Annotated in this window: 21 protein-coding genes; 5 read left to right on the top strand and 16 right to left on the bottom strand. The window is 47.4% G+C overall.

Going from position 1 to position 24,781, the window contains the following annotated elements; translation table 11 throughout:
• Nucleotides 1-18: 18 nt before the first annotated feature.
• The 4 genes from BR62_RS0102650 to BR62_RS0102635 are packed head-to-tail and all read right to left on the bottom strand — an operon-like array spanning nucleotide 19 to nucleotide 2,026.
• Entirely contained in the window at nucleotides 19-378 is a 360-nt protein-coding gene (locus BR62_RS0102650; RefSeq protein ID WP_020956409.1) for a phage holin family protein, read from the bottom strand.
• Nucleotides 379-573: a PspC domain-containing protein gene (locus BR62_RS0102645; protein WP_003151448.1), complete on the bottom strand. Its 195-nt coding sequence runs from the start codon at nucleotides 571-573 to the stop codon at nucleotides 379-381. It lies immediately after the preceding gene.
• Nucleotides 574-577: 4 nt separating this feature from the next.
• Nucleotides 578-1,675, bottom strand: a complete 1,098-nt coding sequence (locus BR62_RS0102640; protein ID WP_032869573.1) for a DUF4097 family beta strand repeat-containing protein — start codon at nucleotides 1,673-1,675, stop codon at nucleotides 578-580.
• A 24-nt stretch (nucleotides 1,676-1,699) separates the two neighbouring features.
• The gene (locus BR62_RS0102635; RefSeq protein WP_003151444.1) at nucleotides 1,700-2,026 is read right to left on the bottom strand and encodes a hypothetical protein; all 327 of its coding nucleotides are present in this window, start codon (nucleotides 2,024-2,026) and stop codon (nucleotides 1,700-1,702) included.
• A 197-nt stretch (nucleotides 2,027-2,223) separates the two neighbouring features.
• Here BR62_RS0102635 and BR62_RS0102630 point away from each other — a divergent pair, with 197 nt between their 5' ends.
• On the top strand, nucleotides 2,224-2,484 hold the full coding sequence (locus BR62_RS0102630) for a hypothetical protein (protein WP_007407450.1): 261 nt from the start codon (nucleotides 2,224-2,226) through the stop codon (nucleotides 2,482-2,484).
• Nucleotides 2,485-2,509: 25 nt separating this feature from the next.
• Here BR62_RS0102630 and uvrA read toward each other — a convergent pair whose 3' ends face one another.
• The 3 genes from uvrA to BR62_RS0102615 form a co-directional block, all read right to left on the bottom strand.
• A complete protein-coding gene (gene uvrA, locus BR62_RS0102625) occupies nucleotides 2,510-5,383 on the bottom strand; it encodes an excinuclease ABC subunit UvrA (protein WP_020954334.1) in 2,874 nt (957 codons plus the stop codon).
• A gap of 7 nt (nucleotides 5,384-5,390) precedes the next feature.
• Nucleotides 5,391-7,376: an excinuclease ABC subunit UvrB gene (gene uvrB / locus BR62_RS0102620; RefSeq protein WP_003151439.1), complete on the bottom strand. Its 1,986-nt coding sequence runs from the start codon at nucleotides 7,374-7,376 to the stop codon at nucleotides 5,391-5,393.
• Nucleotides 7,377-7,551: 175 nt separating this feature from the next.
• On the bottom strand, nucleotides 7,552-7,788 hold the full coding sequence (locus tag BR62_RS0102615; RefSeq protein ID WP_003151438.1) for a CsbA family protein: 237 nt from the start codon (nucleotides 7,786-7,788) through the stop codon (nucleotides 7,552-7,554).
• A 301-nt stretch (nucleotides 7,789-8,089) separates the two neighbouring features.
• Here BR62_RS0102615 and BR62_RS0102610 point away from each other — a divergent pair, with 301 nt between their 5' ends.
• The 3 genes from BR62_RS0102610 (at nucleotide 8,090) to BR62_RS0102600 (ending at nucleotide 12,596) form a co-directional block, all read left to right on the top strand.
• Entirely contained in the window at nucleotides 8,090-10,591 is a 2,502-nt protein-coding gene (locus BR62_RS0102610; protein ID WP_032869571.1) for a PEP/pyruvate-binding domain-containing protein, read from the top strand.
• Nucleotides 10,592-10,662: 71 nt separating this feature from the next.
• Nucleotides 10,663-11,286 carry a TetR/AcrR family transcriptional regulator gene (locus tag BR62_RS0102605; protein WP_015240677.1) on the top strand — a complete coding sequence of 208 codons (624 nt, stop codon included), beginning with the start codon at nucleotides 10,663-10,665 and terminating at the stop codon, nucleotides 11,284-11,286.
• Entirely contained in the window at nucleotides 11,259-12,596 is a 1,338-nt protein-coding gene (locus tag BR62_RS0102600; RefSeq protein ID WP_022553858.1) for an MFS transporter, read from the top strand. Before BR62_RS0102605 ends, BR62_RS0102600 begins: the two co-directional genes overlap by 28 nt.
• 229 nt (nucleotides 12,597-12,825) lie before the next feature.
• Here BR62_RS0102600 and BR62_RS0102595 read toward each other — a convergent pair whose 3' ends face one another.
• The 3 genes from BR62_RS0102595 to ctpB all read right to left on the bottom strand — a co-directional run bounded on the left by BR62_RS0102595 (nucleotide 12,826) and on the right by ctpB (nucleotide 16,175).
• The gene (locus BR62_RS0102595; protein WP_032869568.1) at nucleotides 12,826-14,016 is read right to left on the bottom strand and encodes a cell division topological determinant MinJ; all 1,191 of its coding nucleotides are present in this window, start codon (nucleotides 14,014-14,016) and stop codon (nucleotides 12,826-12,828) included.
• Between the two features lie 74 nt (nucleotides 14,017-14,090).
• Nucleotides 14,091-14,444, bottom strand: coding sequence for a swarming motility protein SwrAA (gene swrA, locus BR62_RS0102590; RefSeq protein WP_014305920.1), 354 nt, complete (start codon nucleotides 14,442-14,444; stop codon nucleotides 14,091-14,093).
• 372 nt (nucleotides 14,445-14,816) lie between these two features.
• A complete protein-coding gene (gene ctpB / locus BR62_RS0102585) occupies nucleotides 14,817-16,175 on the bottom strand; it encodes a carboxy-terminal processing protease CtpB (protein ID WP_395940148.1) in 1,359 nt (452 codons plus the stop codon).
• Nucleotides 16,176-16,384: 209 nt separating this feature from the next.
• Here ctpB and BR62_RS0102580 point away from each other — a divergent pair, with 209 nt between their 5' ends.
• On the top strand, nucleotides 16,385-17,791 hold the full coding sequence (locus BR62_RS0102580; RefSeq protein WP_032869564.1) for a right-handed parallel beta-helix repeat-containing protein: 1,407 nt from the start codon (nucleotides 16,385-16,387) through the stop codon (nucleotides 17,789-17,791).
• A gap of 46 nt (nucleotides 17,792-17,837) precedes the next feature.
• Here the strand turns inward: BR62_RS0102580 and ftsX are convergent, their stop codons facing one another.
• The 6 genes from ftsX to secA form a co-directional block, all read right to left on the bottom strand.
• Nucleotides 17,838-18,728: a permease-like cell division protein FtsX gene (ftsX, locus tag BR62_RS0102575; protein ID WP_007407464.1), complete on the bottom strand. Its 891-nt coding sequence runs from the start codon at nucleotides 18,726-18,728 to the stop codon at nucleotides 17,838-17,840.
• Nucleotides 18,721-19,407, bottom strand: a complete 687-nt coding sequence (ftsE, locus tag BR62_RS0102570; protein ID WP_007407465.1) for a cell division ATP-binding protein FtsE — start codon at nucleotides 19,405-19,407, stop codon at nucleotides 18,721-18,723. Before ftsE ends, ftsX begins: the two co-directional genes overlap by 8 nt.
• 218 nt (nucleotides 19,408-19,625) lie before the next feature.
• Nucleotides 19,626-19,967, bottom strand: coding sequence for a cytochrome c551 (cccB, locus tag BR62_RS0102565; protein WP_007614074.1), 342 nt, complete (start codon nucleotides 19,965-19,967; stop codon nucleotides 19,626-19,628).
• A 35-nt stretch (nucleotides 19,968-20,002) separates the two neighbouring features.
• Nucleotides 20,003-20,851, bottom strand: a complete 849-nt coding sequence (locus tag BR62_RS0102560; RefSeq protein ID WP_012118565.1) for a YitT family protein — start codon at nucleotides 20,849-20,851, stop codon at nucleotides 20,003-20,005.
• Nucleotides 20,852-21,020: 169 nt separating this feature from the next.
• Nucleotides 21,021-22,122 (bottom strand): peptide chain release factor 2 gene (prfB, locus tag BR62_RS0102555; RefSeq protein ID WP_096034905.1). Its coding sequence is split into 2 segments (ribosomal slippage): nucleotides 21,021-22,049 and nucleotides 22,051-22,122, totalling 1,101 coding nucleotides; the frame shifts between segments, so codons are not numbered across the junction.
• A 74-nt stretch (nucleotides 22,123-22,196) separates the two neighbouring features.
• Complete coding sequence (secA, locus tag BR62_RS0102550; protein WP_015240681.1) at nucleotides 22,197-24,722, bottom strand: preprotein translocase subunit SecA; 2,526 nt, start codon at nucleotides 24,720-24,722, stop codon at nucleotides 22,197-22,199.
• Nucleotides 24,723-24,781 lie beyond the last annotated feature (59 nt).

Below are 24,781 nucleotides of genomic sequence, written 5' to 3'. Positions count from 1 at the left end.
CTCGGGACAGCTCGTTTTTTACCTTTTTCTAAGCGGCTCCAATATGCCTTTTTGGATCAGCAAGTGGAAAACGGACAGCACGACAGACGCCCAAATGGCGGTGCCGAACCCGTCAATCTGAAAGCTGTCTCCCATCAAGGCTGCGGTCATCATTAACGTAATGGCGTTGATGACAAACAGAAAGAGGCCGAGGGTCACAACCGTGACAGGCAATGTCAATATGACGATGATCGGTTTGATCAGCACATTTAACACAGAAAGAACCACACTGGCGATGACAGCCGCTCCGATACTGCTGATATGGACGGAATCAAAATATCCCGCGATAACGATTAATAATAAAGCATTTACTAAAATGCTGACTGCCCATTTGATCATTTATTTCAAATCTCCTTCTAAAGGTACAACAAAACACCAGATAATATATACAATCGGCACGATTCCGCTCGTGACAAGCGCTAATACAACGGTGATAATGCGCAAAAGCGATGCATCCATATTGATGTACTCCGCCAAACCGCCGACAACGCCGGCGATTTTACGGTTTTTTTCTGAACGGTAAAGTCTTTTCATCCAATCACCTCTGAGTATGCTTGAGCTTAATGGCTCCTGTTAACGATTCTGAGAAAATCGAGAGATGCTGATCATGGCCTTGATTTGATGCCAGCATCAGTTCTTTTTGAATGGTATCATTCTTTTCCTTTAAAATTTCCGCATCAATCAGCTCATGGCTGAGAGAGCCGAGATTGCTTTTCAGCTCCGCTTTCACCGCCGAATCATCAGGCAGAGCGATATCCACGTTTCCGGTCGTCGTTTTCGTGTAGATGGAGCGGCAGTGCGGCGCTGTCACGGTAAGCATGATATTGCCGTTAAAGCTTTGAACGTCAATGGATTCACTCGATCCGCGCAAATCAATCAAGCCGTTTATCGTTTCCGCTTCAATCGCGCTGCATTGATGTCCGGCCAGCTTGATTTGTCCGTTAGCCGTTTCCGCCGACGCTTTATCAGCCGTCAAATGAGAGAATGACAGAACGCCGTTTGTCGTTTTCGCCGAGAATTCTTTTACATGTAAATGTTCCCCTCTGATCGGTCCGTTAAACAGCTTCACTCTTATCTTATCGTACTCTTTCTGGGGAACATAAAGCGTGACATTGGTTTTCATCGTTTTCTTTTCCGTGCGGACAAAAAACTTATTGCCCTTCACTTCACACTCAATGTGCTGAAGAAATGCGGTGCGCGCCGCCTCCTGACTGTCCGCCCGGTACACTTTCGCCTGGCACTCCGCTCTGATATCTTCATCCGCCCACGGCACGATATTGACGCTGCCGTTTGCGATCTGCATATCAATGGCCGAGAATTCACTGTCTTTAAATTGAAAAATATGCTGCACTTCGTGTGCGTGGCCGAAATTCAGATCAAGATCCGCTTCCTTCACTTTTTTGACGGCAGAATCAATCCAGTCGAACAGCTTCGCCCCGAGCGACGGCTTTTGGCTTCCTTTTGCTCCGCTTTCGAAATCTTCCGCAGGTTCCTGGACCTCTGCAGATAATGCGGTGATCTGCTCTTCTTTTTCTTTATATTCATGATCCAGTTTTTCAATGAGCGTCAGTGCTTCCTGCGCCGTCAGCATGCCGTCTTCCACAAGCTTTAAAATCCGTTCTTTCTCCTGTTTCATACAAAACGCCTCCCCCGACTTTTCTTACACCTGGCGTAACACCTTAATTCCCTGCACGATATTCCAAATGACCATTCCGATGAGGATCAGAAAATAAACAGCTGCTCCTGTTATCATAACAAAAACGGGCACCATACTCTCCCCCTGAGCCGTAATCAATCCGCCGACAACACCCGCGGTCACAATCAGCAATCCCGCAAACGGAATGATATGGGAAATCAGAGCTCGCATGGCATGCCGCTTCGTCTCTTTTTCATCGACGACAAAGTAAGCCACAATCGGAAGAATGAGCGGCGCGAGAAACACGCTGAAATAACAGATTGATGCGATAATCGCTTGATTTCGGTTCAATAAAAACACTCCCTGTGCCTTGATGTAAAAACCCTTCCTTATACATACGTATGACGAATGGGCGGGTTTCATTTTCATGCTAAGGACATGCTTCGTTATACGTAATTTTTGATTTCAGAGATTTCACTATAGAATCTTTTCCCCGAACCGATTACAATATGTAACAAAGCCTGACCGTATGCAAGGAGGACATACAAATGGAGAAAGATCCCGAAAACGCCCAAGTAACGGAAGAGAGTCTGCGAAATTTAATTCGCGAACAAAAAAGAATGAACAGCGAAATGCTGGCTGAATTGGAACAGATCAAAGCAGCCCCTCTTCCCATTTCCCATGATATCCAATATATAAAAGTGCTGCTGGACAGCAGCAGCACCCATATTCTGCAGGACTTAATGCATTTAAGCAGACAGCTTCCCCAACAGAAAAAAGCCTGTAACACAACAGCCCAAAACCGATGAGTTTTGGGCTGTTTTTATTGATCTATTATGTGGCTGCCGTTTCTTTTTCAGCCAGCAATGTTTTCATCCGTTTTTTATCACGTTCCATTACCGGTTTCAGATAGCGGCCCGTATATGATTCTTTCACTTCGACAACTTCTTCAGGCGTCCCGGAGGCTACGATCGTGCCGCCGCCCGCTCCGCCTTCAGGTCCCAGGTCTACGATGTAGTCCGCCGTTTTAATGATATCGAGATTGTGTTCAATGACCAAAACGGTATCACCGTTATCGACGAGTCTTTGAAGCACAACCAATAGCCTTGCGATATCATCAACGTGGAGGCCTGTCGTCGGTTCGTCCAGAATATACAGCGTCCGGCCTGTGGAACGCTTATGCAGTTCGGAAGCAAGCTTAACGCGCTGCGCTTCTCCGCCTGACAGCGTCGTCGCCGGCTGGCCGAGCGTCACATACCCGAGTCCGACATCGGCAAGCGTTTGAAGCTTGCGTTTGATTTTCGGGATATTTTCAAAGAAGGACAGAGCATCTTCCACCGTCATATCCAGAACGTCAGAAATGCTTTTTCCTTTGTATGTGACCTCCAGCGTCTCCCGGTTGTAACGTTTGCCGTGGCACACTTCACACGGGACGTACACGTCAGGAAGGAAATGCATCTCAATTTTGATGATGCCGTCGCCGCGGCAGGCCTCACAGCGCCCGCCTTTTACATTAAAACTGAACCGGCCTTTTTTATAGCCGCGCACCTTTGCTTCATTTGTCTGCGCGAATACATCGCGGATATCATCAAACACGCCCGTATAAGTTGCCGGATTTGATCTCGGTGTCCGGCCGATCGGCGCCTGGTCGATGTCGATCACCTTATCAAGGTGGTCGAGGCCTTTGATTTCTTTATGGCTTCCCGGTTTCGCTTTGGCTTTATGAAGCTTTTGCGCAAGCGCCTTATGCAGAATTTCATTCACAAGCGTGCTTTTTCCGGAACCGGACACACCTGTCACCGCCGTAAAAGTGCCGAGCGGGAATTTGGCGTTCGCTTTTTTCAGGTTGTTTTCTGAAGCGCCTTTGATTTCAATGAACCGGCCGTCAGGCTTTCTTCTCTCCGGAGGCATCGGGATGAATTGAGCCCCTGACAAATAGCGTCCGGTCAGAGAGTCCGCATCATTCATCACTTCTTCAGGCGTCCCCGCCGATATGACGCGGCCGCCGTGAATGCCGGCGCCCGGACCGATATCTATCAAATAATCGGCAGCCATCATCGTATCCTCATCATGCTCAACGACAATCAGTGTGTTGCCGAGATCCCTCATGTTTTTCAGCGCGCTGATCAGACGGTCATTGTCACGCTGGTGAAGGCCGATGGACGGCTCATCAAGAATATACAGGACGCCTGACAAACGGGAGCCGATCTGCGTCGCAAGCCTGATGCGCTGGGCTTCTCCGCCTGACAGCGTGCCCGCCGCCCGGCTCAGCGTCAGGTAATCAAGACCGACTTTATCTAAGAAGCTGAGCCGCTCCACAATCTCTCTTAAAATTAAATCGGCAATCTGCATATCTTTCTCCGACAGCGTCAGGTTTTTGAAAAATTCCAGCGCATCGCCGACGGAAAGCTCGGTAATGGTTCCGATATGACGCCCGTTGACCAAAACGGCAAGCGCTTCTTTCTTCAGCCGGTAGCCTTTGCACGTCGGGCACGATTTCTGTGACATGTACTGCTCCATCTGTTCACGGATATAATCGGAGCTTGTCTCTTTATACCGTCTCTCAATATTGCGCAGCACACCTTCAAATTCAATTTCATTTTCGCGCACTTGTCCGAAATCATTCTCGTATTTAAAGTAAATCCGTTCATTGCCGCTGCCGTACAGCACTTTATCAAGCTGATGCTTCGGCAGGTCTTTGACCGGAGTCTCCATATCAATGCCGTAATGGCGGCAGACCGCCTGAAGCAGCTGCGGATAATATTGTGAACTGATCGGCGTCCACGGCGCGATGGCGTGTTCCTTTAATGACAGCTCGGGATTGGGGATGACGAGCTCAGGGTCCACTTCCAGCTTCAAGCCGAGACCGTCGCAAGTCGGACAGGCGCCGAACGGGCTGTTAAACGAAAACAGCCGGGGTTCAAGCTCCCCGATAGAAAAACCGCACAGCGGACAGGCGTGATGCTCGCTGAACATCAGCTCCTCCTGACCGATGACATCTATCATGACACGGCCTTCCCCTAAACGGAGCGCGGTTTCCAGCGAGTCGGAAAGCCGGGCGGCAACCCCTTCCTTGACGACAATCCGGTCAATGACTACTTCAATGGAATGCTTTTTGTTTTTTTCAAGTTCAATATCGTCGGAAAGCTCGGCCATTTCTCCGTCAATCCGCACCCTTACGTAACCTTGCTTTCTGATTTGGTCAAGCACTTTGACATGGGCGCCTTTTCTGCCTGAGATGATAGGCGCAAGCACTTGAAGCTTCGTCCGCTCCGGATATTCAAGAATCCGGTCAACCATCTGTTCAATCGTTTGCGACGTAATTTCAATGCCGTGCTCCGGGCAGTGCGGCTTCCCGACTCTCGCGTACAGCAGCCGGAGATAATCATAAATCTCCGTTACCGTTCCGACGGTTGACCGCGGATTGCGGCTTGTCGTTTTCTGGTCAATGCTGATCGCCGGGGAAAGCCCTTCGATCGCATCAACGTCCGGCTTATCCATCTGCCCTAAAAATTGGCGTGCATAGGCAGAAAGCGATTCAACATACCGCCTCTGTCCTTCCGCGTAAATGGTGTCAAAGGCAAGGGATGATTTTCCCGATCCGGACAGCCCCGTCACGACGACGAGCTGATCCCGCGGAATCGTTACATCAATGTTTTTTAAATTGTGCGCCCTTGCGCCTTTCACCTCGATCCGGTCAATTGCCATGTGTTCATCATCCTTCCGCTTTAAGCTCTAACAGTAAATCACGAAGCTCTGCCGCCCGCTCGAAATCAAGCGCTCTGGCCGCTTCTTTCATTTCGTGCTCCATTTGCTCAACGACTTTCTGGCGTTCTTTCTTCGTCATCTTCGCCAGTTTAGGCGCGGCTTTTGTTTTATATTCTTCTTTATCCTCAGCGGCCTGCGTCGCGCGGATCACATCGCGGATTTCCTTATTGATCGTTTGCGGCGTAATGCCGTGAATTTCGTTAAAGCGCTCCTGCTGTTCCCGGCGGCGCTTCGTTTCATTAATCGCGATTTCCATCGAATTCGTGATTTTATCGGCATACATGATGACGCGGCCTTCCGCGTTTCGCGCCGCCCGTCCGATCGTCTGAATCAGCGAACGTTCAGAACGGAGGAAGCCTTCTTTATCCGCATCGAGAATGGCGACAAGTGACACTTCCGGAATATCAAGCCCTTCCCTCAGCAGGTTGATGCCGATTAACACATCATGTTTTCCGAGGCGGAGGTCACGGATGATTTCAATCCGTTCAAGCGTCTTAATCTCGGAATGCAGATAATTGACCTTGATGCCGATTTCCTTGAGATAATCGGTCAGATCCTCTGACATTTTTTTCGTTAAAGTCGTCACGAGAACGCGTTCATTCCGTTCAATCCTCGCCTGAATCTCGCCGATCAGATCATCAATCTGTCCTTCGATCGGCCGGACGTCAATGAGGGGATCGAGGAGTCCCGTCGGTCTGATGATCTGCTCGATCATTTCCGGCGTATGCTCAATTTCATACGGTCCCGGAGTCGCCGACACGTACACGATATTGTGCATGTGTTTCTCAAATTCCTCGAATCGGAGCGGACGGTTGTCAAGCGCTGACGGCAGGCGGAACCCGTGATCGACAAGCACCTGTTTTCTCGCCTGATCACCGTTGAACATGCCGCGCACCTGCGGAATCGTCACATGTGATTCATCAACGACAATCATAAAATCGTCCGGAAAATAATCAAGCAGCGTATACGGCGTAGAGCCCGGCGGTCGGAGTGTCAAATGTCTTGAATAGTTCTCGATCCCTGAGCAAAAACCCATTTCCCGCATCATTTCAAGATCATATCTCGTCCGCTGCTCAAGCCGCTGCGCTTCAAGGAGCTTGCCGTTTTCGTGCATCACTTTCAAGCGCTCCTCAAGCTCCTGTTCAATATTCAGAATCGCTTTTTCCATCTTTTCCGCCCGGGTGACGAAGTGGGAAGCCGGGAAAATCGCCACATGATCACGGTCGCCGAGAATTTCTCCGGTCAAAGCGTCGACCTCTCTGATCCGCTCAATTTCATCTCCGAAAAATTCCACTCTGATACAATGTTCGTCACGGGAAGCCGGAAAGATTTCCACAACGTCTCCGCGCACGCGGAACGTCCCGCGCTGAAAGTCGATATCATTGCGGGCATACTGGATATCCACAAGCTTTCTCAGCAGCTCATTTCGCTCAATCTCCATTTCCGGTCTGAGCGACACAACCATTTCCCGATATTCTTCAGGCGAACCGAGACCGTATATGCATGACACACTCGCGATAATAATGACATCTCTCCGTTCAAACAGAGAGGATGTCGCGGAGTGTCTCAGTTTATCAATTTCATCATTAATGCTTGCGTCTTTCTCTATAAAAGTATCCGTTTGAGGCACGTACGCCTCCGGCTGATAGTAATCGTAATAGCTGACAAAATATTCGACAGCGTTGTTCGGGAAAAACTCCTTAAACTCGCTGTACAGCTGTCCGGCAAGGGTTTTGTTATGGGCAATGACCAGTGTCGGTTTATTCACTTCTTTAATCAGATTGGACACGGTAAAGGTTTTGCCCGTCCCTGTCGCACCCAGGAGAGTCTGGTGTTTTCTGCCTTCCTGTATGCCTTTGACAAGCTTCTCAATCGCTTGCGGCTGATCTCCCTGGGGCTGATATTTCGAGACTAACTCAAAACGATCTTTCACAAAAAAGCCTCCGTTTCTTTACGAAATCTTCCTATTGATATAGTAACACAATGACGGGCAAAATCACTAAAAATACGAACTAAAGTTCGATGGTTTATTTTTACCAAGTCAATTTTTGTATAAAAAACCTGCTTTTATGGCGTAAAAGCAGGCATTCTATTTCATATTCACCATGTCAGGCATTGTCTTTCTTTTTGTCTGCTTCTTTTTTGGCCATGTACAGCCCTCCGGCCACCAGCGATACGACATCCAATCCAACGATAAAATACGTTTCGGTGTAACCCTTTAAATAGGATGCGAAAAGCAGTGCGGCTGTGAGAGCGATCGCCACATAGTGGTTAAACGTGACGCGCGTAAAAAGGACGACCAGCATAAAAGGGAAACATAATGCAAAAACGGCTTTTGTAATCACAAAAACCCTCCTCGGGAATTCTTCATCTCATCTGATTATAGTAAAAAATGAAGAATCGGACAATCGTTCCCCTGCTATCACAATACCCTTTTTCAGCAGTCTTCAATCATCTGTCAAAAAAAATGTGAATATAAATCCATTGAACCATTAACCAGATGAACCGAATTACCTTTCTTCAGCCGAAAGGATGAGAAGGTTTAGGTCTTTGTATCTTTGACAGTTTCTTCCTCCCTCTTTACAATGTAATGATAGTGTTTACTATCATTTTTCTTGGATGAAGAAAAAAAGGGGGTCATACCGCATGTATTCAGTGCGATTTCAAAAAGCGGAAGAATCGAGCCGCTCTGCAGGAGCAAAAGGAATGAACCTGATTAAACTGACGAAAAACGGGCTGCCCGTTCCCGGCGGTTTCATCATTCAGACGAATGCCCTGACACGTTTTATGGAAGACAACGGGCTTCAAGCAGATCAGGAACAGATGGAGCGCGCCATTATGAACGGCACGTTTTCAAAAGAGCTTCGGGAGGAACTGACCGCGTCGTTTTATGAATTGAGAGAATCATACGCCTCTGTCGCCGTACGTTCCTCCTCCGCGTCCGAAGATCTTGAAGGGGCTTCTTTCGCGGGCCAGTACGAAACCTATTTAAATATCAAAACAGAAGAAGAGTTTCTCGGAAAAGTGAAAGAATGCTGGGCTTCCTTCTTCTCGGCGCGGGTCAGCGGTTATAAAGAGAAAATGAACAATGACACCGCAGAACCGTTAATGGGCGTTGTCGTGCAAGGGCTTATCAATTCCGAGGTTTCAGGAGTCATTTTCAGCCGAAACCCCGTCACGCACGATGACGGAGAGCTGATGATCAGCGCGAGCTACGGTCTCGGAGAAGCAATCGTCTCCGGCAGCGTGACGCCCGACACATTTATCGTCAATAAAGACACATTTCAGATTGAAAAAGAAATCGGCTTAAAAGAAATGTATATCGTTTCTAAAGACGAAGGCGTGACGGAAAAAGAGACGACCGCTGACATGAGAAACCGATTCTGCCTTGATGACGAGAGCATCAAAGAGCTTGCCATGCTGACGATAAAGACGGAAGAACTGTACGGTTATCCCGTGGATCTCGAATTCGGATTTGCCGAAAATAAGCTGTATCTGCTTCAGGCCAGGCCGATTACAACGATCGTGCAGGATCAGAAAGCGGCAGACGAAGAACGGGAATTTATCATGACGCCCCGGGATCAGAAAGAGTTTTGGCTCAATATGGAGGCCAATATAGAAGGCCCCGTCAGCCCGTTATTCGCCTCACTCATTGTGCCGGCTTTGGAATACGGCCTCAAAGAGAGCACGAAGGCATTCCCTGTAATGGGCATCGAAATCGAGCGTGTCAAACTTCATCAGGGCCGTGTTTTTTCCAGACAGCATAAGACGGACGACAAGCTGCCCGCAGAACAGTTAGAAGCGCTTTTCCCCGTCTTGGCTGACCGCATGTACGATATTATTCAGGAAACCTTTCTGCCTTTTTATCAAAAGCTGGACGAACTGGCGCATACAGACCATACGCCGGAGACTGCCCTTAATGCGTTCCGAAACCTGCAAGACTTCTATTTAAAAGGATACGCAGAACATTTCAATATTGTCTTTCCGCAGGTTGCGTTAAACATGATACTGGAATCCATGTACGGACAGGTTGAGAAAGAAAACACATCCCTTCTGTACGAAATGCTGGCTGGCGTCATGAATAAGTCATTGGAGACCGACAGACAGCTCTGGCTGCTTTCCGGACAAGTAAAAGACAGCCCTGAGCTGCGGCGCGTCTTTACGGTTTCTCATGCCGATGAGCTGCATCAGACGCTTCTGCAATCAAATGAGGGAAAACGCTTTCTCGAACAAGTCGGTGAATTTTTACAGGAATACGGCTGGAGATCCGTGAAAAGTCATGATCTCATTGAAGAAACTTGGGCGGAAAACCCTTATTTCGCTTTGGCCAACATTCAGAACTATGTCCGGAACGGATACGATTTTGACAGTGAGTTTCATAAAACGATAGAAAAACGAAAACAGCTCTACGCCGACTTTATGGATAGAATTGAAGATGACGGCTTCCGGGAGACGTTTGACCGCTATTATCAGTGGACATTGTCTTCATCCGTCATCAAAGATGATCACCATTTTTATATTGATGCGATGCTGGACGCCAAAGCGCGCCTTTGCCTTCTGAAAATCGGCGAGCTGCTTCAAAAACAAGGCGTAATCGATGATCGGGAGGATATGTGGTACTTATACAGCGATGAAGTCGAGAAAGCGCTCGTGTCGCCGGTTCCGATGCAGGAAAAAGCCGCTGAACGAAAACAGCTCTTCCAGCAATATCAATTGCTTGAAGCCCCCGCTTATCTCGGGACTCCGACTTCGGAACAGCTGAAAACGGCTGAACAGATTACCGGCTCCATCACAGAAGATGAAAAAAACACTGAACATCAAATTTACGGACTTGCGGCGTCAAGCGGAATCGCAAGCGGCCCGGTGAAAGTCATTCGTGACGCAAGTGAATTTTCCCGTTTTTCAACAGGAGACGTGCTTGTCTGCAAAATGACGACACCGCTGTGGACCAGTCTGTTCCAGGATGCAAAGGCCGTCATTACGGACACGGGCGGCATCCTGTCACATGCGGCGATCATCGCGAGGGAATACGGGCTCCCGGCCGTTCTCGGCACACGTGCCGCGACTGACAGGCTCAACGACGGAGATATCGTCACGGTGGACGGGACAAACGGCAAGATTACGATTGTCAAACGCGCTTCATGCTAGGTTTCCCTCTTTATTGACGGGCAGGGCGGGTGTATACTTGTCCTGCCAGTATTTACGCGAGGTGAAACATGTTGAGAACGACGAACAAGAGAATTATTGACGCCGCGATGAATCTGATCATCCAAAAAGGATACCGCGCAGCGACAACAAAAGAAATCGCAGAAAAAGCAAAAGTAAGCGAAGCAACGATTTTCCGTAATTTTAAAAACAAACAAGGATTAATGAAAGCCATGATTGAACAGCAGACGCCGGTTCCGGAAAGCATGATCACTAAGGCGGAAGGCGATCTGTATGAGGATCTTCTTCATTTCGCCGCGACCCTTCTTCAGCAATTGGAACAAAAAAAAGAAGTGTTCCGCATCTGCCTGCGCGAACCGGAACTATTCGAAGACGTCCTGCAGGATATTGTCGTATATCCGCAATCCGTGAAAAAGCATTTAATCGTTTACTTTAAGGAGCTGACAAAGAAAAATATGATAAGCCCCGGCAGTGAAGAAGCTAATGCAGACGTCTTTATGACGATGATTTTCGGTTATTTTATACACCGGCTGCAGCTGGGGAAAAGAGTCATTACTCTCTCTGAGGAAACGATGCTGAAACACAGCACTGAGATTTTCATGAAAGGCATTACCGGCCGGTCATTTTCCGGCTCCAAGGAGGATGAAGGATGGGTTCAAAGAAAGAATGGGCGCTGATTGTTTCGCTTTTGCTGGGAGCCATACTCGTTCCCATCAATTCTACGATGATCGCAGTCGCCCTTTCATCCATTTCCCGCTCATTCAGCGAATCAATTGCCAGCATCACATGGGTAGTGACCGTGTATTTAATCGTGATGGCCGTGACACAGCCCATTGCCGGCAAACTCGGTGATATGTACGGAAACAAAAAAATGTATTTATGGGGCGTCGGCCTTTTTCTCATCGCATCATTGGGGTGCGCCCTCTCGCCAAGTCTTTTCTTATTGATTTTCTTCCGGGCGCTTCAGGCTGCCGGCGGCGCTTTGCTTACGCCAAACAGCATCGCCATCATCCGCCATGTCGTGTCTGAAAAACGGCTTCCGAAAGTATTCGGCTTTTTCGGCCTCGGTGCCGGGCTGGGCGCGGCTCTCGGTCCGTTTATCGGCTCTCTTTTAATTGAGAGCTTCAGCTGGCATTCGATCTTTTGGGTCAACATTCCGTTTCTTGCAATCGCACTCGTGACGGCATTAGTGATGTTTCCTAAATATAAAGAAGAAACGTCTGACGCTCCGCTTGATATCATCGGGTCCGTTTTGCTTGCCGGAAGCATTGTATCTATTATTCTTCTGACGAAAAATGAAAGCTCTTTGGGCTATTGGGTGTACGCGCTGCTCATTCTCATATTTGTTCCGCTATTTTTCAGGCGGGAGCTGCGCACGAAACATCCGATTATTGATTTTGACCTGTTTAAAAACACGACCTTTACGAGCGCCAATCTGTCGGTTCTGTTAAGCAATTTAATGATGTACGCCGTGTTATTGATTATGCCGCTCTTTATGACCGGCCACTTCAGCATGAATACGTCGCACAGCGGCATGGCGCTGTCAGTCTTTTCTGTTTTCATGTCCGCCAGCAACTGGGGCGGAGCTCAGCTGCATCAGAAATGGGGCGCGCGAAGAATGATTTTTCTGTCCTTCGGGCTGATGGCCGTAGCCAATCTCTTATTTCTGCTTTTGGTTTATTCCCATTCCGTTCCGTTTCTTATGGCATCGCTTATAGTCGGAGGCATCGCGTCAGGTGCGGGGCTGACGAGCATGCAGGTATCTTCCCTTGCGACGGTAGAACCGGGCATGTCCGGCATCGCATCCGGGATTTTCTCCACCTTCCGTTATTTCGGAAGCATTATTTCTTCAGCGCTGATCGGTTTAATCTCCGGGTTTCATATTCTGTTTATCATATTGATCGGAGTTTCTGTGATCGGCTTGTTCGTATCGCTTGGTATCAAGTCCGGGGAAACCGTTCAGACGAAAAAAAGCCATTCGGCATAACGAAAAAGGTTCCGTAAGCATCTGCTTTCCGGAACCTTTTCTAGTTTTCCTTCTTCATTTTCTCTCTCAAAGTGTCACCGCAATGCCGTTTGCTCTATGAGAATCTTTTGATTCACAAGAGAAAAGGTGAATGTAAATGGCTGAGAGTTCCGATCAAGTTCGGCGCTGACATCGTAATCCGGCCGTAAAAAAAGCCCGGCCGCCGTGTTGTTAGCGGCACCGGGCTTTTTTATAATGCTGTCATTTCTTCGTGCTCGTGTTCATCCTGCACGAATAAAATACCTAATTCATGATGTTCGCCTTCATAGGACGCGCGCTGATCAAACCGGATCTCACCGTTCAGGCCGATGATCTCCATTTTTACAAATGCGCGGTTTTTTTGAAGTGCTTCATAAAAATCCGATACATGCTTCACGGGGATGCCGTTTACTTTCGTAATAATCTCACCGATCTTCAGCTCAAGATCGTCCGCGGGTGTATTCGGAATGATGCCGAGCACCATTAAGCCCTGATCCCGCTTAGAGAAATAAAACGGAGCCGCGTTATCGTTCAGCCGCTGTCTTAATGATAAAAACAGGCGTCCGAGCACCGCAATACAAGCGGCAGCTCCGGCAAGCGGAGTCCACCAAAGGGCCGCTGCCCCGAATGCGGTCACGATAACCCCGAGAATCATGACACGTTTCGCCGTTATCCTTATGCTGACTTCCGGAAGTGACCCCTGCACACGCTGTCCGAAGCCGGTGATATAAGGAATCCAGATCAAATGGAAAGAGCCGCCCGGCACGGTAAAGACAGGCCACCAAGAAAGGTGTGACTCAAGCCCGCTGCCCGGCACCAATAAGAAAAGCGGAAGCAGCCATGCGCGATTCGCCAATTGTCGGCCGATGGGCAGGCCTCTGCTGCTGACGACAAGCGCCGGAGATGTTTTCAGATGCGCTGAACGGCAGGCAGCCGCTCCCTCCGTGATAATCAAAAGGCCCATAAACACGGCCGCCGATGCCCAATTCACGCCGAATGCCTGCGGAAACCGATCCGCAAACGGCACTGTGTGGGTATACTGAAGGATAAACGCAATGAACATGCCGGCGCTGACAATATAAGCTGAGGACAGCCAATTCATACGGAACGTCAGCGAAGCCAAAGCCGTCACAGCCGCGATTATGCCGAGAAGACCGAATGGAATCGAAATTCCCAGTCCAAAAAATAATATGGAGAGAAGAATACCCGGTATAAGTCCTTTTATGTATGTAAAGATAAGCTCGTCATACATATCCGCGATTTTTGTATGAAACGTATGGCGTTCACGTTTGATCCGCAAATATCCGCATGCGAGACTTATGATGATAAAAAACCAGAACATCGGGTGCAAAAAAAACAGACCGATACTTTTCAGAAGTTCAATTCCCCATTGAACAGACACTGCTTTCACCGCCTCAAGCCAAACATTTTAATTCTATTCTACCAAATAATCATTGGCTTGAATATCTCAAACGTTTATCTCTCTTCCGTCATCCAGAGCGTTACATTTGAGAGAGAGAAATCTTTCAGATAGTGGTCAACCTCCACCTCGATCACGCCGCTGATCAGAAGCATGGACCGCTTAATATCCGTCAGATTGATCCCTAAACGTTTATGGTTTTTCATTAAGTAAGTGAAATAATGCTTCGCACACTCTTCATTGATTTCGTGAACGCATTCAACATTTGTGTAATTGACCAGGTATCTGCTGAACAGCATAAGAAGACTTAGTGCTTTTGTTGATGAAAATGTGACGTCTTTTGTTCTGTCTTTTAGTTGTTCCACTAATTCATAATATTTTTTTTCACGCACAATACTTGCCCTCTTCAATTGTGAACCCCCATTTTTTTATCCAGATAAGCACGGGTGATTACAGCTGCCGTGCTGAAGCGCCGCAAACACTTCTGCTTTCGATACTGAAATGCAGCTGCCAAACTAAAACTGTTCTCTATTAGAACCTTCTTTTATTGTAAGAACTAAAACTGACTGAGGCAACTTTCAAAAGTTTCATTTTGAATACATATTAACTCGGCATAAAGTCTCTCTTCTCTATAAATATCGGGTAATGTTTGTCCTTTATAAATGTTTAAATGTGAAAATTTTTTTAATATCTTGTCAAAACCGACATAATTATATGTCTTTTAGTTCATTTTTAGGGTATGACAAAAGAAACAGGAGACGAAAAAAACGCCTCCTTTTCATTTATTTTACAAATAATGATTTTAACGCCATTTGCAGCTGTAAATCATTTTTTTCGTCAGATTTCTTTTCATTCATCAGTTGATTCATTTTTTCCGCTGTCTTTTTATCAATGACCGCTGTTTTATCAAGCCTGTACCGGTCTTGAAACGCCAGAACGGCTTTTTTCATTGTTTTGCTGAAATAGCCGTCTGCTCTGCCCGGGTCGAAGCCTAGGCCTTTCAGCAGGATTTGGGCGTGTTTGACATCCGCGCTGTTCATATCAGGCTGAAGCGGCTGTTTCAGCTGAAGCGGTCCCGCCGCAAAATAATCCGGCTGGCTCACGGCAATTGTCGGAGCAATGCCTTTTTTGTGGATCCAATTGCCTTTCGGTGTCAGCCATTTGTAAAGCGTCAATTTAATGTTGCTCCCGTCTCCCATAGGCACGGCCTGCTGAACCGTTCCTTTACCGAAAGAAGTGTCGCCGACAACGTCATAATGTCCCGCTTCTTTTAACGCGCCCGCAAGAATTTCTGAAGCGGAGGCGCTTCCTTTATCCGTAATGACATTGACGGGATACGGCTTCTTATGTTTTAAGGTTGAGAAATATTGTTTTTTATCGCCGTTACGCTCCGCAATTTGGATATACGGCATGTCTTTTGTGATGAAATGCTTTAAAATTTGTTCGACGCTTTGAAGGTAGCCGCCGGGATTCCCTCTTACATCAAGGACGAGACCGTCAATCCCTTGTTTTTCAAGCTTTTTCAGCGCCGCGGCGAAGTCCTGGGCGGTATGCTCGGAAAATGTCGATATGCCGATGTAGCCGACATGATGACCGCCTGATTCTTTGCGGGAAGCAAATACGGTTTCAAGCGGGATTTCCGCTCTTTTAATCCGGAATGACAGCTGTTTATCAGTACCCGGACGCTGTATTTTAATAGAAACCTTCGATCCTTTTTTTCCTCTGATTTTCAGCACGGCTTCGTTTAAACCTTTCCCGTTCATTGACTCGCCGTTTATGCTGATGATTTCATCATTCGGCTTGAGTCCCGCTTTTTCCGCCGGAGATTGCTTAAACGGTGATACGATAATGATTTTATTGTCTTTCATACCGACTTCAGCGCCGATCCCTTCGAAAGAAGAATCAAGAGAATCGGAAAACTGCTTAGCTGTCTGCTTGTCCATATAAACGGAATAAGGGTCGTTTAATGTAGACAGCATCCCCTGAATCGCTCCTTCAAGAAGCTTTTCGTTATCTACATTTTCCACGTATTCGTTCGAGATCAGCTCATATGCTTTTTCGATTTTTTCCATTGCCCGGCTTCTTTCTGCGTCTGATGAATTCGGCTGTGCCGCCCCGGCAATATGAGCTCCGCCGCACATGATGCTGACGGCCGCTATCACTGCGATCATTTTCTGCTTCATCGTTTACCTCCTCTTAGTCCTTTTACGAAAACCTGGAGATAGTATGTGTAAATTGCAAAGAATTCATGTAACGGCAACAAAAAAATGAAAACGCGAGATTGTTACATATATATGGGTAACGTATAATATTTTGTATGCAATTCATTAAATATACAGGAGAATGTGATATGAAAATAAAATTATCGATTTTATCCGCGGCGGTTCTGGCCGCAGGAATTACCGCCTTTGTCTGGCCAAAAACAGAGGCCAATGAAAAAATGCAGGCGGACGCCTTGTATGTTTCTCCCGCAGGCAGCGACCAAAATGAAGGAACGAAAGAAAAGCCGTTCCGCACATTAAAACATGCGGCTGAAAAGGCAGAGGCCGGAACAACCGTATTGATTCGGGAAGGGACGTACGATGAAACGTTTGAAGTAAAGCACAGCGGCACGGCCGAAAAGCCGATTACATTTCGGAACTATCAGAATGAGCATGTCTCAATCAGCGGCAAATCTGCGCCAAAAAGCAATTCTGAAACTCCGTTAATTCAAATCCGCAATAAACAGTACATTACCATTCACGGCGTTACGCTTGAGAATCTCTCCGTATCATCAGAAGATGCGACGGCCATGGGGATCTGCGTCACCGGATCAAGCAGTCATATCAACATTGACGGCAACCATATCCGAAACATTAAAACCACGGCTGATGAGGGAAATGCACACGGCATCGCATTTTACGGCACAGGCGCCATGAAGGATGTCAGCATCACAAATAATACGGTTGAAAAACTGACGCTCGGCGCAAGCGAAGCGGTCGTGCTGAACGGGAATGTTGACGGATTTAAGATTGCCGGCAATACCATCCGGGACAATAACAATATCGGGATTGACGTGATCGGATACGAAGGAACGTCCAAGCAAAACGACTATGCGCGAAACGGCGTCATTGAAAACAATACGGTGAGCCATAACTCTTCTTACGGAAATCCCGCTTACGGAGATGAATATTCAGCGGGCGGTATTTACGTTGACGGCGCAGAACATGTGGACATTAAGAATAACACCGTTTACAACAATGACCTCGGCATTGAAGCCACTTCCGAACATAAAGGGAAATACGCACAAGATATCCGGATTACGGATAACAAGGTGTACGGCAATGCTTACACCGGTATTTCAATCGGAGGCTATGACACGAAACGCGGCGGCACCATCAATTCGGTGATCGCTCATAACATTATGTATCGAAATGACACGAAGGACCTTGACGGCGGCCAGCTGCTGCTGCAGTACGGCACAAAAGGGAACACGATCGAAAAAAACATCATGACGGCAAGCGGTTCACGGATTTTTATCGCAAATGATTATACGAAAAACGAAGGCAATACCGTTAATCATAACGTCTATCACAAAGAAGCGGGAAAAGACGGCATTTGGAATTGGAAGAACAGAGAATATGATTCATTCACAGCGTACCAAAAAGGAACGGCAAACGATTCGGATTCCATTTATGCGGACCCGATGTACCGTGACGAATCGTCTTATGACTTTACATTAAAGCCCGGATCACCGGCCCTGCCCGTCATTCAGTAACGAAACCATTAAAAAAAGCCAGTCTATATCAGACTGGCTTTTGTATTTATACACGAAGGAATTTCCGGATGGAAGTCAGACTTCCCCATACTCCGATAACCGCGCCGATCAGAATGAGCACAAGTGATACTTGGAACACAAACGGACTGTACGGCAGAAGTGAAACAAATGAGCCCTGAACTTTCGGGGCCACCCAAGCGACCATCGATTGGTACGTACTCAGCACGAGAGCGATCGGTATGATAGAACCGAATACCCCCAGCAGTAGCCCTTCCAGGAAGAACGGCCAGCGGATAAACCAGTTTGTCGCGCCGACAAGCTTCATGATTTCAATCTCTTTTCTTCTGGCGAAAATCGTGATTTTAATTGTATTTGAAATTAAGAACATCGCCGTGAACAGAAGGCCGATGATTAACGCAATCCCGATATTGCGTGACACCCCGACGATCTTAAACAGACGGCTGACTTCTTCTTTCCCGTATGTCACTTTATACACATGATCCAGCTTCTCAATTTTTTTCGCGACTTTCGGCGTATCATGCGGATCTGTCGTTTTGACGATAAACGCGTTGTTCAGCGGGTTTTCCTGATCTTGCATTTTCATGGCCTTTCCGCTGTCGCCGAAGCTTTTGACCAATTGATCAAGCTCTTTATCTTTAGATGAAAACTCTACGCTTTGGATTCCCGAGATGTCTTTAATCTCATTCTGCAGCGTATCCTGCGTTTTCTTATTAGACGTCAGATCGATTAATACTTTAATTTCCACTTCTTTTTCAGCATTTTTAGCCATGTTGTTTAAATTCAGCATAATGACTAAAAACACGCCGACCAAAATCAATGTAACGGTAACGGCGCTGATGGATGCAAATGTCATCCATGTGTTTCTTCCGAGAGATTTAAAACTCTCACGCAAATGGCGCCCGAGAATTTTAATCATAAGAACCATACTCCCCTCTTGACTCATCACGCACAATAATTCCGTCTTCGATCGCGATGACCCGTTTCTTCATGGTGTTTACTATTTCTTTATTGTGTGTCGCCATCACGACGGTCGTTCCGCGGTTATTAATCTCTTCCAGCGTCTTCATGACTTCCCATGATGTTACCGGATCAAGGTTGCCCGTCGGTTCGTCAGCTATCACGACGTCAGGATTGTTGACGATGGATCTTGCGATGGAAACACGCTGCTGTTCTCCTCCGGAAAGCTGGTCGGGAAACTGCCGCGCTTTATGCTTCAGCTGCACAAGATCGAGCACTTCGAGCACGCGTTTTTTAATAACGGACTGCTGCTCTCCGATCACCTCAAGCGCGAACGCGACGTTTTCAAATACCGTCAGTTTCGGAAGAAGTTTAAAATCTTGGAAAACAACACCTATTTTACGCCGCACGAAAGGAATCTCTTTTTCTTTTACAGACGCGAGATCTTTATGATTAATCAATATTTGTCCTTTTGTCGGCTTTTCTTCTCTGTAAATCATTTTAATAAAAGTAGATTTACCGGCTCCGCTCGGTCCCACGACATATACAAATTCTCCGGGATGAATCATGACTGACAGCCCGTTAATCGCTTTTACACCGTTCGGATAGGATTTATATACTTCTTTCATCTCTATCATGAAATCACCTAATCTTTTAATTATGTCTTGCAGCCATAGAGTTCGTAAAAATACTGCGGTTTATGGCCGGTTTACCAGGAAACAGATGAAAAATCTGAAAGTTCCTTTTCCTCAGTACACTTCATTATACGTCAAATTTAGACATATTACTATTACAGTTTCTTTTCATTCCCAGACCGTGAAAAAACCTTGCCCCTATAACAGGCAAGGTTTTTCTGTTATTTTTTCTGTGACAGCCATTTTGCGATCTCAGCGGCTTCCTTATCATTTACAAGATGGCTCGGCATATTGCCGCGTCCGTTTTTAATGATGCTTTCAATTTTAGCTTCATCATACTTCCCGCCGACTTCCTGTAAATTCGGACCTCCGCCGCCTTCTAAGTCTTTTCCGTGGCAGCCGATACAGCTTTGCTGATAAAGCTCTTCTCCTGCTGACGCAGAAGCTTTTGATCCGCCTGAGCTGTCAGAGCTTTCTTTTTTCGATTCATTGGATCCGCCGCATGCCGCCAGCAGGACGGACATGGTCAGAACCAGCGCCAGCAGCGCCCATTTTGATTTCATATGTAAGATGCACCCCTTCGCTATTATAACCCCGTTTACGCGCGTTTGAAACCCTCGCCGAGCACCTCGCTTGCGTCTGCGACAATGACAAAGGCTGACTCATCAATTTGTTTGACGATTTGTTTCAGTTTTGTGAATTCGGTCTGGCCGACGACACACATTAAGATCGGCCGGTCATGTTCCGTATACCCGCCGACTGCGGAAATCTTCGTCACGCCCCTGTCGATTTCTTTAAACACAGCCGATCTGACGGCTTCTTCATGCTGCGTAATGATTAAAGCCATTTTGGAGCGGTTGAACCCGACCTGCACGACATCAATCGTTTTGCTTGAAATAAATACCCCGAGCATCGCATACAGTCCCTGCTCCACTCCGAAAACGAGCATCGCGCTCAGCACAATTAATCCGTCCATGATGGCAAGGCACGTTCCCAGCGACAGCCCCGTGTATTTGTGAATGATCTGCCCCGCCAGAGCCGTTCCCCCCGTGGAGCCTTTGCCGAGATACACGATGCCGATTCCCGTTCCGATCCCGACGCCTCCGAAAATCGCCGCCAGCAGTTCATGGGTCGTCGCGGCAGGCAGATCTCTTGTTAAATAGACGGCGAGCGGCAGAACGATGGAACCGACCAGTGTCTTCATTCCGAACTTCCCGCCGAGAATGATCACTCCGGCGATAAACAAAGGGATGTTAATAATCCACTGCACGTAAGCCGGTTCAAAACCAAACGTTTCTAAAATGGTGCTGATCCCGCTTACTCCCCCCGCTGCTATACGGTTCGGCAGCAAAAATACGTTAAACACGATCCCCGTAATCGCCGCGCCGATCATGATGTATATATAATCTTTGATCAGACGGAGCGGCTTATTGTGATTCACATCCATGCAAAATCCTCCGTTCTCCGATTTTCTCTCGATAGCATTTTAAGTCTTCCCGGCTTAGAAGTAAATAACAGCCAAATACCGTATTAATTTGCTAAAGCGCTGTTGTGAAAAATGGAAAAAGAGAACGGATAAAAAAACACACCTTGCCAAAGGCAGGTGTGTTCCCGGATTACGACAGTTTAGAACGTAAATAGGCGTCAATGAAGATATCGATATCTCCGTCCATAACCGCCTGCACGTTCCCCATTTCTGTATTGGTGCGGTGATCTTTCACCATGGAGTACGGATGGAAGACGTACGAGCGGATTTGGCTGCCCCAGCCGATTTCTTTCTGTTCGCCGCGGATTTCGTCAAGCTCCGCCTGCTGTTCTTCAATTCTGCGCTGATACAGCTTCGCTTTGAGCATTTTCATCGCCCGGTCGCGGTTTTTGATTTGTGAACGTTCCGTCTGGCACGTGACGACTACATTTGTCGGCAGGTGGGTGATCCGAACGGCTGAATCAGTCGTATTGACGTGCTGTCCGCCGGCACCGCTCGCCCGGTACGTATCAACTTTAATATCTTCGGTACGAATATCAATGTCGATTTCTTCATTGAATTCAGGCATGACTTCACATGACACGAATGACGTGTGACGGCGGCCTGATGAATCAAATGGAGAAATCCGCACGAGGCGGTGTACGCCTTTTTCCGCTTTTAAATAGCCGTATGCATTGTGGCCTTTAATAAGCAGTGTGACTGACTTAATTCCTGCTTCATCTCCTGGGAGATAATCAAGCGTTTCAACTTTGAAACCGCGTCTTTCCGCCCAGCGGGTATACATTCTGAGCAGCATGGAACCCCAGTCCTGGGATTCCGTACCGCCGGCCCCCGGATGAAGTTCTAAAATCGCGTTGTTTTTGTCATATGGTTCACTGAGCAGCAGCTGAAGCTCAAATTCATTCAATTCCTTCGTTAATGACTTCAGCTCTTTTTCAAGCTCTTGCTGAAGGTCCTGGTCAGGTTCTTCTTTTAAAAGATCATGTGTCATTTGCAGCTCTTCGTGAGACTCGCTCAGCTGATGATAGGAGTTCACGTATTCTTTCAGACCGTTCGCTTCATTGATGACGGTTTGGGCCTTCTGCTGGTCATTCCAGAATTCCGGTTCCGCCATCTTTTCATCTAATTCTGCAATGCGGGCTTCCTTTGATTCGAGGTCAAAGAGACCCCCTGAAGTCCGCTAAACGAGAAGCCATATTTTCGAGCTCTGCCCTGATTTCTGATAATTCCATTCCATTCACCTCATTAAAAGATCCGGGGCGCCATAAGACGCAGACCCGGTCATGTTCGCTTCATACAGTCGAGACTATTCTGTCCGGCCGCAGCAATTTTTATATTTTTTTCCGCTGCCGCAATGGCAAGGCGCGTTGCGTCCGATATCCACAACTTTGCGCACCGGCGCTTTTTTCGCTTGTTTGGCCTCATCGCCGTCCTGCGGCTGATGAGCCGTCGTTTGGCCCTGAACAACTTCTTCGCGTTCCAGATTGCTTTCAATCTCGGCCTTCATGACGAATTTCGCAACTTCGTCCTCAATGGACTCAATCATGTGCTCAAACATTGCGAAGCCTTCCATTTGATATTCACGAAGCGGATTTGTCTGCGCATAAGCGCGGAGGTGAATCCCTTGACGCAGCTGATCCATCGCATCAATATGATCCATCCATTTTGAATCAACGGCACGCAATACGATGACTTTTTCAAATTCACGCATCTGCTCTGTGCCAAAATTCTCTTCTTTATCATTATATTTTGTCATGATGCGGTCCATGATCATCTCATGCATCTCATCCGGTTCTTTTCCGAAGATATCGCTCTTTTCAAGTGCGCCTTCATCAAGATACGTTGAATTCACCAGCTCCACGAGGCCGTCGAGATTCCATTCTTCCGGAAGCTCCTCTTTCGGCGTATAAGCGGCAATCGCACGCTCCAGAGAAGACTTGATCATGCCTTCCACAATGTCACGCAGGTTTTCAGAGTCAATGACTTCAAAACGCTGCTTGTAAATGACTTCGCGCTGCTGACGGAGCACGTCGTCATATTGAAGAAGCTGTTTACGTGAATCAAAGTTGTTTCCTTCGACACGTTTTTGAGATGATTCCACGGCGCGTGACACCATTTTGCTCTGAATCGGCGTGGAGTCATCCATACCGAAACGGTCAAGCATCGCCATCGTCCGTTCAGCTCCGAAACGGCGCATCAATTCATCTTCCATTGAAAGATAAAATTGTGTGATGCCCGGGTCTCCCTGACGTCCTGAACGTCCGCGGAGCTGATTGTCAATCCGGCGGGATTCGTGGCGTTCCGTACCGACGACTGCAAGGCCGCCAAGCTCTTTTACGCCTTCGCCGAGTTTAATGTCGGTTCCGCGTCCCGCCATGTTGGTCGCAATCGTGACAGCGCCTTTTTGTCCCGCTTCTTCAATAATCTGAGCTTCACGCTCATGGTTTTTGGCATTCAGCACCTGATGCGGAATCCCTTTGTTTTTCAGAAGTTTAGAAATCAATTCAGACGTTTCAACGGCAACCGTACCGACAAGAACCGGCTGTCCGGTCATGTAGCGCTGGGCGACATCCTCCGCCACCGCCTTGAATTTCCCTTCCATTGAGCGGTAGATCAAGTCCGGACGGTCGTCACGGATGACCGGCTGGTTGGTCGGGATGGATACAACCTGCATGTTATAAATATTGCGGAATTCTTCCTCTTCCGTTTTTGCGGTACCGGTCATACCGGCCAGCTTTTCGTACATACGGAAATAGTTTTGGAACGTAATCGTCGCCAATGTCATGCTTTCATTTTGAATCTCCAGGCCTTCTTTCGCCTCAATCGCCTGGTGAAGACCTTCGCTGTAGCGGCGTCCTTTCATCAGACGGCCGGTGAAGGAATCAACGATGACGACCTGGCCGTCCTCAACAACATAATCCACGTCTTTCTGCATCGCCGCATGGGCTTTTAAAGCCTGGTTGATATGGTGGTTCAAGGCCACGTTTTTGACATCAAACAGATTGTCGATGCCGAACGTTTTTTCAGCCTTCGTCATTCCTTCTTCCGTCAGCTGAACGCCCTTCGTTTTGACGTCATACGTATAATCCTGATCTTTCTTGAGTGTGCGGACAAACGCATTTGCCTGCACGTACAGTTTTGTGGACTTCTGAGCTTGTCCGGAAATAATCAATGGCGTTCTCGCTTCATCGACTAAAATTGAATCGACTTCATCAATAACGGCAAAATGAAGCGGGCGCTGCACCATCTGTTCTTTATAGAGCACCATGTTGTCACGCAAATAATCAAAACCGAGTTCATTGTTCGTTGAATACGTGATATCGGCTGCGTAAGCTTCGCGCTTTTCGTCTTTTGACATCGAATTCAGGTTCAGGCCGACTGTAAGCCCGAGAAACGCAAAAATCTCTCCCATTTGCTGGGCATCACGGCTCGCCAGATATTCGTTGACCGTTACGACGTGAACGCCTTTTCCCGTCAACGCATTTAAATACACGGGAAGCGTGGACGTCAGCGTTTTCCCTTCCCCTGTTTTCATTTCGGAGATGTTCCCTTCATGAAGGGCGATGCCCCCCATCAGCTGTACTTTAAACGGGAACATGCCGGTTACGCGGCGGGAAGCTTCACGAACGACGGCAAACGCTTCGACAAGAAGGTCATCCGTCGTTTCTCCTTTTTCAAGCCGCTCTTTAAATTCTGCCGTTTTATGTTTAAGCGCCTCGTCAGAGAGATTTTCATAATCTCCTCTTACGGCATCAATGTCATTTGCTATTTTTTCGTATTTGTTCAGCGCACGTTTGGTCGGATCAAACATTTTATTTAAAATCCCAAGCATCTATAACGCTCCTCTATGTTCACATGCAGATTTTGCATGGAATAAATGATAATTTTCTG

The sequence above is a fragment of the Bacillus sp. UNC69MF genome, from assembly GCF_000746035.1.
Classification (GTDB): Bacteria; Bacillota; Bacilli; order Bacillales; family Bacillaceae; genus Bacillus; species Bacillus velezensis.
This window is presented reverse-complemented; position numbering and strand designations above follow the sequence as displayed.